The sequence below is a fragment of the Pseudomonas sp. B329 genome (genome assembly GCF_023127835.1).
Classification (GTDB): Bacteria; Pseudomonadota; Gammaproteobacteria; order Pseudomonadales; family Pseudomonadaceae; genus Aquipseudomonas; species Aquipseudomonas synxantha_A.
The window spans coordinates 103553-120198 of record NZ_SPKP01000005.1 but is presented as its reverse complement, the minus strand read 5'-3'; the positions used below and the strand labels follow the sequence as shown (position 1 = coordinate 120198).

Genomic DNA, 16646 nt, shown 5'->3' with positions numbered 1-16646 from the left:
ACAGTCCAATTGTGGGAGCTGGCTTGCCTGCGATAGCGGTCTGTCAAATACAGATGTATTGCTGACCCACCGCTATCGCAGGCAAGCCAGCTCCCACATTGGATCTCCATTGTTTGTGAGATACCAGCAACCCACGAATTCTAAGCGGAGCAGTTATGGTTGATCGGCACGACTACGTGGCCCTCGAATGGGTCAAGGGCGACATTGCCGAAACCCTGAAACAGGCCCGTTCGGCGCTGGACGCTTACGTTGAAACCGGCGACGGCGACACCCTCGACAATTGCCTGGCCGGGATCCACCAGGTGCATGGCGCGCTGCAAATGGTCGAGTTCTACGGCGCGGCGCTGTTGGCCGAAGAGATCGAGGAACTGGCCCTGGCGCTCCAGACCGGTCGCGTCAGCCAGCGCGAAGAAAGCATCCGCCTGCTGCAACAGGCCCTCGGCCAGTTGCCGCTGTATCTGGACCGCGTACACAGCGCCCGCCGCGACCTGCCGCTGGTGGTACTGCCGCTGCTCAACGACCTGCGCACTGCGCGGGGTGAAAGCCTGTTGTCTGAAACCAGCCTGTTCAGCCCGCAACTGCTGTCGATCGCGCCGCTGCCTGATGAAACACTGGCCCAACGAGCAACGCCGCAGTTGCATGAGCAGTTGCGCCAATGGCACCCCTTGCTGCAACAAGCCCTCGCCGGGTTGCTGCGTGAAGACCACGGCCCGAGCAACCTGGAAGATATGGCGCGGGTGTTCGCACGCCTTGAGGCGTTGTGCCAGGGCGCGCCGTTGTTACCGCTGTGGCAGGTGGCCTCGGCACTGGTCGAGGGCATGTTGACCGGCGTGGTCGCCAACAGCCCGGCGCTGCGCAGCCTGCTCAAGGCCAGCGGCAAACAACTCAAGCGCCTGCTGGCCCAGGGCATTGACGGCATCAATCAGCCTGCGCCGGATGAGCTGCTCAAAAGCCTGTTGTTTTACGTGGCCAAAGTCACCCGACCGACGCCGCGCATGCAAAGCCTTAAAGAGCGCTATGGCCTGGATGAAGCTTTGCCCGACAGCGCCGTGGTCGACGCCGAGCGTGCGCGAATGGCCGGGCCGGACCGCAATGCCATGGGGTCGGTGCTCGGTGCCTTGTGTGAGGAACTGGTGCGGGTCAAGGAGCGCCTCGATCTGTTCGTACGCAGCGACCGCCAGCACATCGACGAACTCGACGCACTGCTGGCGCCCCTGCGGCAGATCGCCGACACCCTCGCCGTACTGGGTTTTGGCCAGCCGCGCAAAGTGATCATCGACCAGTTGGCCGTCGTGCTGAGCCTGGCCCAGGGGCAACGCGAACCCAATGACGCGGTGCTGATGGACGTGGCAGGCGCGTTGCTCTACGTCGAAGCCACGCTGGCGGGCATGATCGGCACGGTGGAGCCGCAAAGCCGCGAAGAAAGCCGGCTGCCCACCACCGACCTGACCCAGATCCATCAGTTGGTGATTGCTGAATCCTGCCAGTGCCTCAAACAAGCCAAGGAACTGGTGATCGACTGCGTCGAAGCCCATTGGGACCGCCAGCGTCTGGAATCCTTGCCGCAATTGCTGAGCCAGGTGCGTGGCGCGCTGGCGATGATCCCTTTGCCGCGTGCGGCGAGCCTGATGCGCGGCTGCACCGATTATGTCGACGAGCAGTTGATGATCAGCGATGTCGCGCCTTCGCCGGTGCAACTGGAGCAGTTCGCCGATGTGATCAGCAGCCTGGAGTATTACCTGGAACGCATGCTCCAAGACCCTGACGCCGCTGGCGAGCGTGTGCTGGAGCGGGCCACCCAAAGCCTGGCGGCGCTGGGTTATCTGCCGGCCGAAAAACCCTGGCGCCAGGCATTGGTCGCGCCCGATGGCGCACTGTCGACCGAACAGGCACCGAGCCAATCCCAATTTGACGCACTGGCAAGCCCCACGTCAGGCCTTAATCCTCCGGCCCTGCAACGCCCCGGCAGCCTGCTGCCACCGCCGGCAGGTGAAGAGCCGATTGACGATGAGCTGCGCGAAGTCTTCCTCGAAGAAACCGACGAAGTTCTCGACGTGCTGCACCGCAACCTGCCCAACAGTGCGGACAAAACCGCCCAGGGCGAAATGCGCCGTGCCTTCCATACGTTGAAGGGCAGCGGTCGCATGGTCCGTGCCCTGGTGCTGGCCGAACTGGCCTGGGCCGTGGAAAACCTGCTCAACCGTGTGTTGGAACGCAGCGTCGCCCTTGGCGCCGAGGTGCAGCAGGTGCTGGATGAGGCCGTGGCTGTGCTGCCGGAATTGATCGCCGATTTTGCCATCGACGACCAACGCCAGCGCGACGAAGTCGACGCCCTGGCCGCCCGCGCCCATGCCTTGGCCAGTGGCGCGGCAACAACCGCTGGCGAGCCCCATGATCCGATGCTGATGGAGATCTTCCGTAACGAAGCCCAGAGCCATCTGGACAGCCTCAACCACTTCCTGCACCACGCCGCCGAGCAGGTGCCGTTGCAGGTCAGTGATGAACTGCAACGCGCCCTGCATACGCTCAAGGGCAGTGCCTACATGGCCGGGGTGTCGCCCATCGCCGAACTGGCGCGCCCCCTCGACCACCTGACCCGCGAATACAAGGCCCATCGCTTGCCCCTGGACCTGGACGAAGTGGAGTTGCTGCTGGAAGCCGAAGGGCTGTTCCAGCGTGGCCTGCGCGACCTGGACAGCGATCCCCTGGCACCCATCCAGGGCGCAGCGGATCTGATCAGACGCACCCAAAGCCTGTTGGACCAGCAGCTTGCAGCGCTGCTCGAAGCCCCTGGCAGCGGCCTGCCGATCAAGCGCGATCGGCATCTGATCACCAACTTCCTGGCCCAGGGCATGGACATTCTGCTCGACGCCGACAACCTGTTGCGCCGCTGGCAGCAACATCCCGGCGAACGCCAGGAACTGACCGCCTTGCTGGATGAGCTGACCACCTTGGGGGAGGGCGCGCACATCGCCGACCTGCACGCCATCGACGCGTTGTGCGAGGCCTTGCTCGACCTGTATGGCGCTGTGGAAGAAAGCAGCCTGGCGGTCAGCGAGCGGTTTTTCCATGAGGCGGAACAGGCCCATGAGGCGCTGATCAACATGCTCGACCAACTGGCTGCCGGCCAGGAAATCAGCCCGGCACCTGCGCGGGTACAAGCCTTGCACGCGTTGCTGGATGACGCGCTGGACCCGTCCGCCACCGGCCTGATCAAAAGCGACGGCAGCCGCGCCCTGAGCATTTCGGAACTGGGTGCTGCCACTGCGCAGTTGGATCAGCAAACAGCCATGGATGATGAGATTGTCGACATCTTTCTTGAGGAGGCCGTCGATATCCTCGACAGTGCCGGGCAGTCCCTCAAGCGCTGGTTGCTGGAGCCCGAAAGCGCCGCGCCGTTGTCCTCACTGCAACGGGACCTGCACACCCTCAAGGGCGGTGCGCGCATGGCCGAAATCGACCCGGTGGGCGACTTGGCCCATGAGCTGGAGTGCCTGTACGAGGGCCTGGTGGACCGCCGCTACAGTTACACCCCCGAGCTGTCCCAGGTGCTGATGGCCAGCCACGAACGGTTGGCTTTGCAACTGGAAGAACTGCAACAGCAGCAGCCTTTGAGCGACGCTGCCGAGCTGATCGCCAAACTGCGTGAGCTGCGCCAGAACAGCGCGCCGGCGACTCCGGCTGCGGCGGCGCCGGCCTCGGGTGCAGACCCTGAATTGCTGGATATCTTCCTCGAAGAGGCCGCCGATATCCTCGACAGTTCAGGCAGCGCGTTGCTGCGCTGGCAGGCCGAGCCGGGCAACCGCCAGGAAGTCGAAACCCTGCTGCGTGACCTGCACACCCTCAAGGGCGGGGCGCGCATGGTAGAGATCGGGCCGATTGGCGATTTGGCCCATGAGCTGGAGTTTCTCTACGAGGGGCTATCCGCCGGGTTGCTGGCGCCGACCCCAGAGCTGTTTGCGCTGCTGCAAGGTTGCCATGATCGTTTGGCACAGATGGTCGACGCCGTAGCGGATGGGCTGCCGGTGGGGGCGGTGGACAAACTTATCGAGCGCATCAAAAGCCTGGTGCACCCCAGTGTAGAGCCGGTGGTGCCCGTGGCGTTGCCTGCGGGCAAGGCTGAAGCGGTGGTCGACCCCGCTGCCGACATGGTGAAAATCTCCGCCGAACTGCTCGACGACCTGGTTAACCTCGCCGGTGAAACCTCGATTTTCCGTGGCCGTATCGAGCAGCAAGTCAACGATGCGCGCATTGCATTGAATGAAGTGCAAACCACCATCGAGCGGATGCGCGATCAATTGCGCCGGCTCGACAGCGAAACCCAGGGGCGCCTGCTCAGTCGTCAGCAGGCCGAGGCCGAACGCCTGGGCTACGAAGAGTTTGACCCACTGGAAATGGATCGCCATTCGCAGTTGCAGCAGCTGTCCCGCGCGCTGTCCGAATCGGCCTCCGACCTGCTCGACCTCAAGGACACCCTGGAGCAGCGCCATCAGGATGCCCACGATTTGCTCCAGCAACAGGCGCGCATCAACACCGAATTGCAGGAGGGCCTGATGCGCACGCGCATGGTGCCTTTCGAGCGGATGCTGCCACGCCTCAAGCGCATCGTGCGCCAAGTGGCGCAAGAGCTGGGCAAGGACGTGGAGTTCATCGTCGGCAATGCCGAAGGCGAGATGGACCGCAACGTGCTCGAACGCATGGCGGCGCCACTGGAACATATGCTGCGCAATGCCGTCGACCACGGTCTGGAATCGCGTGAGGTGCGGTTGCAGGCGGGCAAGCCGGAAAAGGGGCGCATTACCCTGGACCTGACCCACGAAGGCGGCGACATCGTCTTCGACATGCGTGACGACGGCGCCGGCGTGCCCCTTGAAGCGGTGCGGCGCAAGGCGATCAAGCGCGGCCTGCTCGGCCCGGATCAAACCATCAGCGACCGCGACGTGCTGCAGTTCATCCTGCAGCCGGGCTTTTCCACGGCAGAAAAAATCACCCAGATCTCCGGGCGTGGCGTGGGCATGGACGTGGTGCACGAAGAAGTGCGTCAGCTCGGCGGCTCGATGGTGATCGACTCGACCCCAGGCGTGGGCGTGCACTTTCGTATTCGCCTGCCGTTTACCGTGTCGGTCAACCGTGCGTTGATGGTGCAATGCGCAGACGACCAGTACGCAATTCCCCTCAACACCCTTGAAGGCCTGGTGCGCGTACTGCCCCACGAACTGGCCGGGCACTACCAGCAAGATCCGCCGCATTATGAATACGCCGGCCAGCGCTACGAGTTGTTTTACCTGGGTGATCTGCTGCACACCGTCAGCCGCCCGAAACTGCTCGGCCAATACCAACCGCTGCCGGTGTTGCTGGTGCATTGCAATGAACGGCGCGTAGCGGTGCATGTGGACGCCATGGCCGGCACCCGCGAGATCGTGGTCAAGGGCCTGGGGCCGCAGTTTGCCGGGGTACAGGGCGTGCCCGGTGCGACCATCCTCGGTGATGGCCGCGTGGTGTTGATCATTGACCTGCTCGCGCATATCCGCGCCCGCCAACCGGCCTTGCCGGCCCAGGCAGTGGATGTGCCACTGGTCCTCAACGACCCGCTGAAAAAACGCCCGCTGCTGGTACTGGTGGTGGACGACTCGGTCACCGTACGCAAAGTCACCAGCCGCCTGCTGGAGCGCAATGGAATGAACGTGCTTACCGCCAAGGACGGCATCGACGCCCTGGCCGTGCTCGAGGAACACACCCCCGACTTGATGCTGCTCGACATCGAAATGCCGCGCATGGACGGCTTCGAAGTGGCCATCCAGATACGCAATGACCCGCGCCTGATGCGCCTGCCGATCATCATGATCACCTCGCGCACCGGCCAGAAACACCGCGACCGCGCCATGGCCATTGGCGTCAACGACTACCTCGGCAAGCCGTACCAAGAGTCGGTGCTGCTGGAAAGCATCGCCTACTGGAGCAAGTCCCATGCTTGACCACCGCGCCAGCCAACTCACCGGCCTGCTGCTGCCCCTGGCCGACCGCCACCTGGTGCTGCCCAACGTGGCCATCGCAGAGCTGATCGACTTCCAGCGCGGCGAACCGGCCAGCGATGCACCGCCGTGGTACCTGCGGCAAGTGACCTGGCGTGATCGGCAAATCCCCTTGATCAGCTTTGAAGCCGTGTGCGGTGAAGCCAGCGTGACCGGCGAACGCTCCCGGATCGTAGTGTTGAATGCCTTGGGTGGAAGGCCGACGTTGAAGTTTATTGCGCTGGTGATCCAAGGCATTCCCCGCTCTTACAAGCTCGATAGCGAATTGAGCTATGTGGACGTGCCGCTGTGCCCACTGGAACTGGCGGCGGTGCAGGTGGGCGAGCAGGTGGCGAAGGTGCCGGATTTGATGGGGCTTGAAGCGTTGTTGGTAGAGTCCGGTCTGGACTGATCCTAAGCCTTGTGAAATTCCAATGTGGGAGCTGGCTTGCCTGCGATGGCGGCTTGTCAGTCACTGCATCAACAACTGACCCACCGCTATCGCAGGCAAGCCAGCTCCCACACTGAATTGTGATTGGCCCAAGATCTCAATCAATCCGCGCAAACCGTTCAATCACTGGCTGCTCCCGGTGCTCGGCCTGCCATAGGTCGTAGGCACTTTGCATCGACAACCATAACTGGGCTTTACTCACGCCAGCCCGTTCCAACCGAACGGCAAGGTCCGGGCTGACCGGGGCGTGGCCATGCAAGATCCTTGAAAAAGTCTCGCGGGCGAAGCCAAGACGTCGCGCCATCTCGGTAATGGTGATGCCCAGGGCGGGGATCACATCTTCAAGCAATATTTCACCTGGGTGAGTTGGGTTGTGCATCGGCATGTTGGTACGTCCTTCGACTATGGGCATTCAACCGCGAAGGCTAGAAGGACCAGTTCCAAGCAACAACCCCAAAACGCTGTATGAAACTTCCTGCACGCACTTCGACATAAAAGGCTTCGGATTTTTCCTGCAAGATTTTGGGCCGCGCATGAACTTGTGGTGAGAGGTCCGCACGCCTAGTCTTCGTCCCGTCATCGCAAAAAACGGTGACACGGACGTGCAAGTCCGACGAAACTGTTTAGGCGTGCAAACGCCCAGCCATCCAACGGGCGTTTTTTGTGCTCGCTGCTTTATGGCGGCTGCGCGCAGGAGGTCTTCGGATCTGCTGGGTGTCCTAAACAGGCCCGGTCTTGCACACCTGCGCACGGTCGCCACCCTCATTCGCGTGCAAGCGAACGGTGGCGCTCCTTACTCACTGTTTAGGAGTTTCATCATGGTCAAACCTACTCCCAATCCACCCCTCTTCACCGTCAACCCCCACCAAACCACCGAAACCCTGCTGGTCAATGCCAGCGAAACCCTGTCCTCCCTCAACGCACTCACCTGCAACCTGGCCTTTGACCTGGACACTTCCCAGCGCGCCATCATGCTCGGGATTCAGCAAATGGCAGAGTTTGGTCAGTTGTTGGTCGATAGGGCACTTGAGCAAATCAGCCATTCGCCGGAATTTTCAAACGGTCCCAAATAGGGACTGATCGGTCCTGGTTTGGGACCGATATCTAACAAGCAACACTGAGCAAATGTGGGAGGGGGCTTGCTCCCGATTGCGGTGGGTCAGCAATAAGTTTGTCAACTGACACACCGCTATCGGGAGCAAGCCCCCTCCCACATTTTTAGCTTTGTTACTCCAGGCGTAACGGTCTGTCGCTGAGCTTGATTGATAGCACCTAAATTCACTCCTAAGGTACAGCCCCACGACAGCAAACCCCGTGGAGCGACCATGACAACAACCATCACCCCCGACTCGCGCTGGACGCGGCGGCGCGACGAGAAGCAGCGGCGGCTCGGGCTGGTCAAACAGTATGCAGACGGGGCGGTGTTGCCCAGCGACAGGATCGTCGAGGCCCTGGAAGCGCTGATCCTCCCCGGCGACCGCGTGGTACTGGAAGGCAACAACCAGAAGCAGGCCGACTTCCTCTCGCGCTCCCTGGCCAAGGCCAACCCGGCCAAGCTCCACGATTTGCACATGATCATGCCCAGTGTCGGGCGCGCCGAGCACTTGGACTTGTTCGAGAAAGGCATCGCCCGCAAGCTCGACTTTTCCTTCGCCGGCACTCAATCCCTGCGCATCAGCCAGTTGCTGGAAGACGGCCTGCTGGAAATCGGCGCGATCCATACCTACATCGAACTCTATGCGCGCCTGGTGGTGGACCTGATCCCCAACGTGGTGCTCTCGGCCGGCTTCATGGCCGACCGCGCCGGCAATATCTACACCGGCGCCAGCACCGAAGACACCCCGGCGCTGATCGAACCCGCCGCGTTCAGCGATGGCATCGTCATTGTGCAGGTCAATCAGTTGGTGGATGACGTCACCGACTTGCCCCGTGTGGACATCCCCGCAAGCTGGGTGGATTTCGTGGTGGTGGCCGACAAGCCGTTCTACATCGAACCGCTGTTCACCCGCGACCCGCGCCATATCAAGCCGGTGCATGTGCTGATGGCGATGATGGCGATCCGTGGCATCTACGAAAAACACAATGTGCAGTCGCTCAACCATGGCATCGGCTTCAACACCGCCGCCATCGAATTGATCCTCCCCACCTACGGCGAATCCCTGGGTCTGAAGGGCAAGATCTGCCGCAACTGGACCCTCAACCCACACCCCACGTTGATCCCGGCGATTGAAAGCGGTTGGGTCGAGAGCGTGCATTGCTTCGGCACCGAGCTGGGCATGGAAAACTACATCGCCGCCCGCCCGGATGTGTTCTTCACCGGCCGCGATGGCTCGATGCGCTCCAATCGCATGTTCTGCCAACTGGCCGGCCAGTACGCGGTGGACCTGTTTATCGGCGCCACCCTGCAAGTGGATGGCGATGGGCATTCCAGCACCGTGACCCGTGGCCGCCTTGCCGGTTTCGGTGGTGCGCCGAACATGGGCCACGACCCACGTGGTCGTCGGCACGGCACACCGGCCTGGCTGGATATGCGCCATGACGATGCGCCCGAGGCCTTGCTTGAGCGCGGCAAAAAACTTGTGGTGCAAATGGTCGAGACCTTCCAGGAGGGCGGCAAACCGACCTTTGTCGACACCCTCGACGCGGTGGAAGTGGCACGTAAAAGCGGCATGCCGCTGGCGCCGATCATGATCTACGGCGACGACGTTACCCACTTGCTCACCGAAGAAGGCATCGCCTACCTCTACAAGGCGCGCTCCCTGGAAGAGCGCCAGGCAATGATCGCTGCCGTCGCCGGGGTGACGGCAATCGGTATGCGCCATAACCCCAAGGACACCGCCCGTATGCGTCGCGAAGGCTTGATCGCCTTGCCCGAAGACTTGGGTATCCGCCGCACCGACGCCACCCGCGAATTGTTGGCCGCCAAGAGTGTGGCCGACCTGGTGGAGTGGTCCGGTGGCTTGTACAACCCGCCCGCCAAATTCAGGAGCTGGTAAATGCGCGCTCTAAAACAGCATGAATTGAGCCTGGCCGATCGCCTGGCGGATATGGCCGTCGACGCGCTGATCGATGAAGCGGATTTGTCGCCTAAACCCGCCTTGGTAGACCGGCGCGGCAACGGCGCCCACAGCGATTTGCACCTGGGCCTGATGCACGCCTCGGCGCTGTCGTTGTGGCCGATGTTCAAGGAAATGGCCGAGGCCGCCCTTGAATTCGGTGAAGTCGGTGTGCCCTTGCGTGAAGCACTCGGCCGTCTTGGCCGCGAAGGCGAGCAAGCGATGCTCATCACTACCCACGGCGTAAATACCCATCGCGGCGCAATCTGGGCTCTTGGTTTGCTCACCGCAGCAGCGGCCCTGCAACCACGCGCCGTAACCCTGACCGCGGCCAAACTAGCTCTGCTCGAAGACCGCTTCGCGCCGCAACCACTAAGCCACGGCGCACAGGTCGCCCAGCGCTACGGCGCACGCGGTGCCCGTGAAGAAGCGCAACTGGGCTTCCCCGCTGTGATGCAACGCGGCCTGCCGCAACTGCATAAAAGCCGCGGGCAAAACGCCGGTGAGCAGAATGCCCGCCTGGATGCCTTGCTCGCGATCATGACCGAGCTGGCCGACACCTGCGTGCTCTACCGCGCCGGCACTGAAGGCCTCCAAGCCATGCAGCAAGGCGCCCAGGCCGTGCTCGACGCTGGCGGTAGCGCAACCCTCGCGGGCCGTCGCCAACTGCACGCACTGGACCAGCAACTCCTGGCCCTGAATGCCTCCCCTGGCGGCGCTGCCGACTTGCTCGCCGCCTGCCTGTTTATCGACCGCCTCGACGGAGCGTTGTGATGGAAACCTTATCCTTTGAATTCCCCGCGGGCCAGCCGCCAAAAGGCCGCGCGCTGGTGGGTTGCGTCGGTTCGGGCGACCTCGAAGTGCTGCTGGAGCCGGGCACTCCCGGCACGCTGACCATCCAAGTGCAGACCTCGGTCAACGGCGCCGAGCAACGTTGGCAGCACCTGTTCGAACGCATCTTCCAGGAGCAGACGCCACCTGCCTTGAACATCGATATCCACGATTTCGGCGCCACCCCCGGCGTGGTGCGTTTGCGCCTGGAGCAAGGTTTCGAGGAGGTCGGCCATGACTGATTTGCTCAACAAACACAGCTTCGTCGAACTCGGTGCGCGGCAGCGCGCCAAGGCGTTGTTGGATGCTGGCACTTATCGTGAACTGATCGACCCGTTCCAACGGGTCATGTCGCCGTGGCTCAGCCGCCAGGGCGTAGTGCCCCAGGCGGATGACGGTGTGGTGATTGCCAAGGGCAGCATCGGCGGTTTGCCGGTAGTGGTCGCCGCTATCGAGGGCAATTTCCAAGGCGGCAGCCTCGGTGAAGTCGGTGGCGCAAAAATCGCGGGGGCACTGGAACTGGCCGCCGAAGACAACCGCAACGCCATACCGACCCGCGCCGTGCTGCTGCTGGAGACCGGTGGGGTGCGCTTGCAGGAAGCCAACCTGGGCCTTGCCGCGATTGCCGATATTCACGCGGCGATTGTCGACCTGCGCCAGTACCAGCCGGTGGTCGGTGTGGTGGCGGGCAGTGTCGGTTGTTTTGGTGGTATGTCCATCGCGGCCGGACTGTGCAGTTACCTGGTGGTCACCCGCGAAGCGCGCCTGGGGCTGAACGGACCGCAGGTGATCGAACAGGAGGCCGGGCTGGAAGAATACGACTCCCGCGACCGCCCGTTTATCTGGAGCCTCACCGGCGGCGAACAACGTTTCAACAGTGGCTTGGCCGACCGTTACGTGGCGGACGATGTGGTGCAGATCCAGCAGACCGTGAGCGCGCTGTTGCAACACGGGGCGCCCGAACAACCCCGCAGCCGGCGCGCTGATTTCTACCTGGCGCGGCTGGCCGAACTCGACACAGCGGCGCAAATCGAGCCCGCGACGGTTCGCGCTCTGTATCAGGGAGAACGCCCATGAGAGGGTTGCAGTGGTTCAACGCATTGAGCGTCGGCGCGACACTCGTAGACGGCTTGCCGGACTCATTGAAAGTCGCAGACGGCGTATTGGGTGAACAGGCGGTGCGCTTTATCGCCGTGGTCACCGACCCGAATAACCGCTTCCCGCGTGCGCGCAATGGCGAAGTCGGGTTGCTGGAAGGTTGGGGGCTAGCCAAGGCCGTCGATGAAGCCATCGTGACGGGTGACAAACGCCCCATCATCGCCATCGTCGATGTGCCCAGCCAAGCCTATGGTCGCCGTGAAGAAGCCCTCGGCATCCACCAGGCCCTGGCCGCCGCTGCCGACAGCTACGCCCGCGCACGCCTGGCCGGGCACCCGGTGATTGCGTTGCTGGTGGGCAAGGCCATGTCCGGTGCGTTTCTGGCCCACGGTTACCAGGCCAACCGCTTGATCGCCCTGCGCGACCCTGGGGTAATGGTGCACGCCATGGGCAAGGCCTCGGCGGCGCGGGTGACCTTGCGCAGTGTTGAAGAGCTGGAAGCCTTGGCCGCCAGTGTGCCGCCGATGGCCTATGACATCGACAGTTATGCCAGCCTGGGTTTGCTCTGGGAGACCTTGTCGGTGAGCCAGATTGAACAGCCGACAACGGACGATGTGGCGCGGGTCAGCGATTGCCTGGTGCAGGCGATCAAAGATGTCGTGCAACCCGATTTAAAAGGACGTCTCGGTGCGACTAATCGCACCGCCTCAAGCCATGTACGCCAACTGCTGCGGGAACAATGGTGAACGCCCATGACTTGCTCTGGGGCATGACCCCGGCGCACCTGCCTGCGGATGCTCCGGCCTGGGTGCGGGACGCGCTGAGCGCCGGCCATCCAGTAGTGGTGCGGCGCGCCATTACCGAAGCAGGTCAAGTGGCGGTTGGCGTACGTGGGCGTCTGCGTGAGCAGCGTTATGGGGCGGTGATGCCTGTTGCTGCGGTGCAACGGCGCGTGGCGCCCGAAGACTTGCGCCAGGTGATCTCGCCACGGGATTTACCGGCGCTGCGGGCGCTCGATCAACTGCGGCCAGTGTTGGCGCAGTATCACTGGGGCGTCAGCGGCAGCGCCGGATTTGAATTGGCGAGCGGCGTCGAAGCGTTGCATGCCATGAGTGATCTGGATTTGATCCTGCGCACCCCCGAACCGCTTGATCGCAACGCGGCGCGTGCATTGCTGGCGAAATTCGACACCGCACCGTGCGCCGTGGACCTGCAACTGCAAACCCCGTTTGGCGCTGTTGCCTTGCGCGAATGGGCCACAGGCTCACGCCGCGTACTGCTCAAAACCACTGGCGGCGCGCACCTTGTACTTGACCCCTGGCAGGCCGTGGCATGAGCAGCTTGTTGGTGTTTCCGGGGCAGGGTGCCCAGCGCGTGGGCATGCTCCAGGCGCTATCGGCCCAGGTTCTGGAAGAAGCCAGTGATGCCTTGGGTGAAGATGTTCGTCGGCTCGATTCGGCGCAAGCCTTGGCGAGCACGCGTGCGGTGCAACTGTGCCTGCTGATCGTCGGCGTTGCCCATGCCCAGCAGTTGCACCATACGCCTGACTACGTGGCGGGCCTGTCCATCGGCGCCTACCCGGCCGCCGTCACCGCCGGCGCCCTGGACTTCGCCGATGCGCTGAAACTGGTCAGCCTGCGTGGCGAGCTGATGCAACAGGCTTATCCACAAGGCTACGGCATGACCGCCCTGATCGGCCCCGATTTATCCACGGTTGAAGCCTTGCTGGCAGATATCCACAGCGCCGCAACTCCGGTGTATCTGGCCAATATCAACGCCGACAACCAGACCGTGATCGCCGGCAGCAATGAAGCGATGCAGCGTGTCGCCGAGCGCATCAAAGGCAACGGCGTCGCCAAGCGTCTGGCAGTGAGCGTGCCGTCCCACTGTGCGCTGCTGGAAGCGCCGGCCAAGGTGCTTGCCCAAGCGTTCGTCCCACTCAAGGCGCCGCGCATCACCTACCTGAGCAGCACCCGCGCGCGACCTATCCACAACCCTGAGCAACTGCGCGATGACCTGGCCTTCAACATGTGCCGCGTCGTCGACTGGCGCGGCACCGTGCAAAGCGCCTACGAGCGCGGTGTGCGCCTGCAAATTGAACTGCCCCCGGGCGCGGTGCTCACTGGTCTGTCACGCCGCGTGTTCGAACAAGGCACGGTGATCGCCTGCGAAGGCGCACGCCTGGACACCTTGCAGGCCCTGCTGCAAGAGGAGGAGCGCCGCCACCGATAAAGCAGCACCCAAGGCTTTCGAAGCACAACAACAACAATTTCGAACGAGCACTTTGAGGACAACAATCATGATTATCTACGGTGTGGCGTTTCTGGCGCTGTGCACGTTGGCCGGCCTGTTTGTCGGTGAACTGCTGGGCAAATGGATGGGTATCCCGGCTAACGTCGGCGGGGTGGGTATCGCCATGTTGCTGCTGATTGGCCTGGGCAGTTACCTCGGCAAGCGTGGCTTGTTTACCGGCAAGTCGGAGCAGGGCGTGAGCTTCTGGGCTGCGATTTATATCCCGATTGTGGTGGCGATGGCCGCCCAGCAAAACGTGTATGGCGCCATCAGTGGCGGGCCCATGGCGATTCTGGCCGGGACCCTCGCCGTGGTGCTCGGCTTTGCCCTGGTACCGGTGCTGGTGCGTATCGGTAACCGCGAGCCGGTTGCAGCTGTTCCGACCAAAGAAGCCGGGTGATCGCCATGTACGAATCGATGATGAAAGTGATCACCGGGTACGGATTGATCAGTGGTTTTGCCGTGATCGGCCTGACCATGTGGGTTTCCTATTGGATCTCTGACACTTTTACCAAAGGCCGCCTGCATGGCTCGGCCATTGCCATTCTGTTGGGCCTGGTGTTGTCGTATGTGGGAGGCGCTTTTACTGGCGGCTCCAAGGGCGTGGTGGATATTCCACTGTTGTCAGGCATTGGCCTGTTGGGCGGCGCGATGCTGCGGGACTTCGCTATTGTAGCCACGGCGTTTGGCGTGAGTGTCGATGAGTTGAAGCGCGCCGGATACGTCGGCGTGCTGGCTCTGTTTGTCGGTGTGGGCTCGTCGTTTGTTGCCGGGGTAGGGGTGGCAATGGCGTTTGGTTATACCGATGCGGTGAGCCTCACCACCATCGGCGCCGGTGCCGTGACCTATATCGTTGGCCCGGTTACCGGGGCGGCGATTGGGGCCAGTTCCGAGGTGATGGCGCTGTCGATTGCCGCAGGGTTGATCAAGGCTATTTTGGTGATGGTAATGACACCGTTCGTGGCCCCGCTGATCGGGCTGAACAATCCACGTAGTGCGGTGATCTTCGGTGGCTTGATGGGCACTTCCAGCGGCGTGGCGGGCGGGTTGGCGGCGACTGATCCGAAGTTGGTGCCTTATGGGTGTTTGACCGCGGCGTTCTATACAGCGCTGGGGTGTTTGTTGGGGCCGTCGTTGTTGTTTTTGGTGATGAGGGGGTTGGTGGGCTGACTGGGGATTTTCGCTGTCTGGTCTGGCGCAATCGGGGGCAAGTCTCAAGCCTGGCGATTGGCATACATCCGACACTCCGCCAACAACGCCAGCAGGTTCGGGTCACGCTCCTTGGCCTTCAAGAACACCACGCCGATCTGCTGCTGCAACCGATACCTGGGTTGCAGCGGTATCAGCTTCACGCGGTTCTCATACACCGCCGCAATCCGCCCAGGCAGCAGCGCATAACCCACCCCCGAGCTGACCATGCTCAGCAAGGTAAATATATCGTTCACCTGCATCGCCACCTTCGGTTCGAACCCCGCCTGCTTGAACACCCGGTTGCCGTCCTGGTGCGTGGCGAAGCCCTGGGTGAGGGTGATAAAGGTGGCGTCACGCACGTCGGCCAGGTCGATTTCCTGATGACGGTCCAGGGGGGAATCGGCCGGTGTGGCAAGGAAGATGTCATCGCTGAACAGCGCGATCTGCTCACAGTCCGGATCGGTGGCGTGATCGTCCAGAGAGATGAGGATCGCATCCACCTCCATGTTCTTGAGCTTGTAGAACAGGTCGAAATTGGAGCCCAGGATCAGGTCGATATTGAGTTCGCTGCGGCGGATCTTCAGGCCCATGATCAGTTGCGGTACGGTCTTGACCGTCAGCGAGTACAGCGAGCCGAGCTTGAAGCGTTCGGCGCAGAAGCCGGCGGCTTCGCGGGTCAGGCGCACTCCCTCGACCACATCGGCTATCAGCTTTTGCGCACGCTCTTCGAGCACGTAGGCGCTTTCCAGCGGGGTGAGGTTGCGCCCTTCATGCTTGAACAGCGGGCAGCGCAAGGCACTTTCCAGGGAGTGGATGGCGCGGTGCACGCTGACGTTGCTGGTTTGCAGTTCGGCGGCGGCGCGGGCCAGGTTGCCGGTGCGCATGAACGCCAGGAAGATTTCCAGCTTCTTGAGGGTGAACTCTTCGTCGATCAGCATGGCCGTGGGCTCTTGTTCGATTGCGCTCGATTGTGCCTGCAAACGCAGCCCTCGTCGCTGGAACGTCACACGCTGCTTGCACTCTTATGCGCAAGGCTGGAGGCTTGCCGCCAGTCGTCAACGATGAGGGGAGGTTAACGATAGATGTATCACGGGGAACGGTTCAACGCCTGGAGCCATTTGCTCGGTGCAGTCGCGGCGTGTATTGGCGCCGTGTGGATGTTGGTGGTGGCGAGCCTGGACGGCAGCCCCTGGAAGATCGTCAGCGTGGCGATTTATGGCTTTACCCTGATGGTGCTGTACAGCGCGTCGACCGTCTACCACAGCGTGCGGGGGCGGCGAAAAGAGATCATGCAAAAGGTCGATCACTTTTCGATCTACCTGTTGATCGCCGGCAGCTACACACCGTTCTGCCTGGTGACTCTGCGCGGGCCCTGGGGCTGGACGCTGTTCGGTATTGTGTGGGGGCTGGCGGTGATCGGCATCCTGCAAGAGATCAAGCCGCGCTCGGAGGCGCGGATTCTGTCCATCGTGATCTACGCGGTGATGGGCTGGATCGTACTCGTGGCAGTCAAGCCGCTGATAGCGGCGCTGGGCACGGCAGGGTTTATCTGGTTGGCGTCGGGCGGCGTGTTGTACACCGTGGGCATCATCTTTTTTGCCCTGGAAGATCGCCTGCGCCATTCCCATGGGATCTGGCATTTGTTTGTGATTGGCGGCAGCCTCCTGCATTTTGTGGCGATCATGCATTACGTGCTCTGAATGTGGGAGGGGGCTT

The 16646-nt window shown here is 62.3% G+C and carries 15 protein-coding genes; 13 read left to right on the top strand and 2 right to left on the bottom strand.

Annotated elements, in window-relative coordinates:
• The first annotated feature begins 155 nt into the window (after positions 1-155).
• Positions 156-5975 carry an Hpt domain-containing protein gene (locus E4P00_RS03125; protein ID WP_248130632.1) on the top strand — a complete coding sequence of 1940 codons (5820 nt, stop codon included), beginning with the start codon at positions 156-158 and terminating at the stop codon, positions 5973-5975.
• On the top strand, positions 5968-6423 hold the full coding sequence (locus tag E4P00_RS03120) for a chemotaxis protein CheW (protein ID WP_078822552.1): 456 nt from the start codon (positions 5968-5970) through the stop codon (positions 6421-6423). The genes E4P00_RS03125 and E4P00_RS03120 overlap by 8 nt, the downstream gene beginning before the upstream one ends.
• A 136-nt stretch (positions 6424-6559) precedes the next feature.
• On the opposite strand, the gene E4P00_RS03115 is transcribed toward E4P00_RS03120, so the two are convergent.
• Positions 6560-6847 (bottom strand): HigA family addiction module antitoxin, encoded by a 288-nt coding sequence (locus E4P00_RS03115; protein WP_103734238.1) that lies wholly within the window; start codon positions 6845-6847, stop codon positions 6560-6562.
• Between the two features lie 433 nt (positions 6848-7280).
• Here E4P00_RS03115 and E4P00_RS03110 point away from each other — a divergent pair, with 433 nt between their 5' ends.
• The 10 genes from E4P00_RS03110 to madM all read left to right on the top strand — a co-directional run bounded on the left by E4P00_RS03110 (position 7281) and on the right by madM (position 14909).
• The gene (locus E4P00_RS03110) at positions 7281-7535 is read left to right on the top strand and encodes a DUF6124 family protein (protein ID WP_216090431.1); all 255 of its coding nucleotides are present in this window, start codon (positions 7281-7283) and stop codon (positions 7533-7535) included.
• 252 nt (positions 7536-7787) lie between these two features.
• On the top strand, positions 7788-9458 hold the full coding sequence (gene mdcA / locus E4P00_RS03105) for a malonate decarboxylase subunit alpha (protein ID WP_248130631.1): 1671 nt from the start codon (positions 7788-7790) through the stop codon (positions 9456-9458).
• A complete protein-coding gene (locus tag E4P00_RS03100) occupies positions 9459-10292 on the top strand; it encodes a triphosphoribosyl-dephospho-CoA synthase (protein WP_248130630.1) in 834 nt (277 codons plus the stop codon).
• On the top strand, positions 10292-10591 hold the full coding sequence (locus E4P00_RS03095) for a malonate decarboxylase subunit delta (protein WP_025857695.1): 300 nt from the start codon (positions 10292-10294) through the stop codon (positions 10589-10591). Before E4P00_RS03100 ends, E4P00_RS03095 begins: the two co-directional genes overlap by 1 nt.
• Positions 10584-11426 (top strand): biotin-independent malonate decarboxylase subunit beta, encoded by an 843-nt coding sequence (locus E4P00_RS03090; RefSeq protein ID WP_103734242.1) that lies wholly within the window; start codon positions 10584-10586, stop codon positions 11424-11426. Before E4P00_RS03095 ends, E4P00_RS03090 begins: the two co-directional genes overlap by 8 nt.
• The gene (mdcE, locus tag E4P00_RS03085) at positions 11423-12193 is read left to right on the top strand and encodes a biotin-independent malonate decarboxylase subunit gamma (protein WP_248130629.1); all 771 of its coding nucleotides are present in this window, start codon (positions 11423-11425) and stop codon (positions 12191-12193) included. The genes E4P00_RS03090 and mdcE overlap by 4 nt, the downstream gene beginning before the upstream one ends.
• Entirely contained in the window at positions 12187-12783 is a 597-nt protein-coding gene (locus tag E4P00_RS03080; protein ID WP_248130628.1) for a malonate decarboxylase holo-ACP synthase, read from the top strand. The genes mdcE and E4P00_RS03080 overlap by 7 nt, the downstream gene beginning before the upstream one ends.
• Complete coding sequence (mdcH, locus tag E4P00_RS03075; protein ID WP_248130627.1) at positions 12780-13679, top strand: malonate decarboxylase subunit epsilon; 900 nt, start codon at positions 12780-12782, stop codon at positions 13677-13679. Before E4P00_RS03080 ends, mdcH begins: the two co-directional genes overlap by 4 nt.
• 67 nt (positions 13680-13746) lie before the next feature.
• Positions 13747-14139 (top strand): malonate transporter subunit MadL, encoded by a 393-nt coding sequence (madL, locus tag E4P00_RS03070; protein WP_032878957.1) that lies wholly within the window; start codon positions 13747-13749, stop codon positions 14137-14139.
• Positions 14140-14144: 5 nt separating this feature from the next.
• A complete protein-coding gene (gene madM / locus E4P00_RS03065; protein ID WP_032881185.1) occupies positions 14145-14909 on the top strand; it encodes a malonate transporter subunit MadM in 765 nt (254 codons plus the stop codon).
• A gap of 44 nt (positions 14910-14953) precedes the next feature.
• Here madM and E4P00_RS03060 read toward each other — a convergent pair whose 3' ends face one another.
• A complete protein-coding gene (locus tag E4P00_RS03060) occupies positions 14954-15868 on the bottom strand; it encodes a LysR substrate-binding domain-containing protein (RefSeq protein ID WP_032878959.1) in 915 nt (304 codons plus the stop codon).
• Positions 15869-16012: 144 nt separating this feature from the next.
• Between E4P00_RS03060 and E4P00_RS03055 the strand changes: the two genes are divergently transcribed.
• On the top strand, positions 16013-16630 hold the full coding sequence (locus E4P00_RS03055) for a hemolysin III family protein (RefSeq protein WP_005792233.1): 618 nt from the start codon (positions 16013-16015) through the stop codon (positions 16628-16630).
• The last annotated feature ends 16 nt before the right edge of the window (positions 16631-16646 follow it).

Coding starts and splice junctions, on each gene's coding strand:
- mdcH (WP_248130627.1), top strand. CDS start 12,780: ATGAGCAGCTTGTTGGTGTTTCCGGGGCAGGGTGCCCAGCGCGTGGGC.
- E4P00_RS03120 (WP_078822552.1), top strand. CDS start 5,968: ATGCTTGACCACCGCGCCAGCCAACTCACCGGCCTGCTGCTGCCCCTG.
- E4P00_RS03095 (WP_025857695.1), top strand. CDS start 10,292: ATGGAAACCTTATCCTTTGAATTCCCCGCGGGCCAGCCGCCAAAAGGC.
- madM (WP_032881185.1), top strand. CDS start 14,145: ATGTACGAATCGATGATGAAAGTGATCACCGGGTACGGATTGATCAGT.
- E4P00_RS03125 (WP_248130632.1), top strand. CDS start 156: ATGGTTGATCGGCACGACTACGTGGCCCTCGAATGGGTCAAGGGCGAC.
- E4P00_RS03100 (WP_248130630.1), top strand. CDS start 9,459: ATGCGCGCTCTAAAACAGCATGAATTGAGCCTGGCCGATCGCCTGGCG.
- E4P00_RS03080 (WP_248130628.1), top strand. CDS start 12,187: ATGGTGAACGCCCATGACTTGCTCTGGGGCATGACCCCGGCGCACCTG.
- E4P00_RS03110 (WP_216090431.1), top strand. CDS start 7,281: ATGGTCAAACCTACTCCCAATCCACCCCTCTTCACCGTCAACCCCCAC.
- E4P00_RS03115 (WP_103734238.1), bottom strand. CDS start 6,847: ATGCCGATGCACAACCCAACTCACCCAGGTGAAATATTGCTTGAAGAT.
- mdcA (WP_248130631.1), top strand. CDS start 7,788: ATGACAACAACCATCACCCCCGACTCGCGCTGGACGCGGCGGCGCGAC.
- mdcE (WP_248130629.1), top strand. CDS start 11,423: ATGAGAGGGTTGCAGTGGTTCAACGCATTGAGCGTCGGCGCGACACTC.
- E4P00_RS03060 (WP_032878959.1), bottom strand. CDS start 15,868: ATGCTGATCGACGAAGAGTTCACCCTCAAGAAGCTGGAAATCTTCCTG.
- madL (WP_032878957.1), top strand. CDS start 13,747: ATGATTATCTACGGTGTGGCGTTTCTGGCGCTGTGCACGTTGGCCGGC.
- E4P00_RS03090 (WP_103734242.1), top strand. CDS start 10,584: ATGACTGATTTGCTCAACAAACACAGCTTCGTCGAACTCGGTGCGCGG.
- E4P00_RS03055 (WP_005792233.1), top strand. CDS start 16,013: ATGTATCACGGGGAACGGTTCAACGCCTGGAGCCATTTGCTCGGTGCA.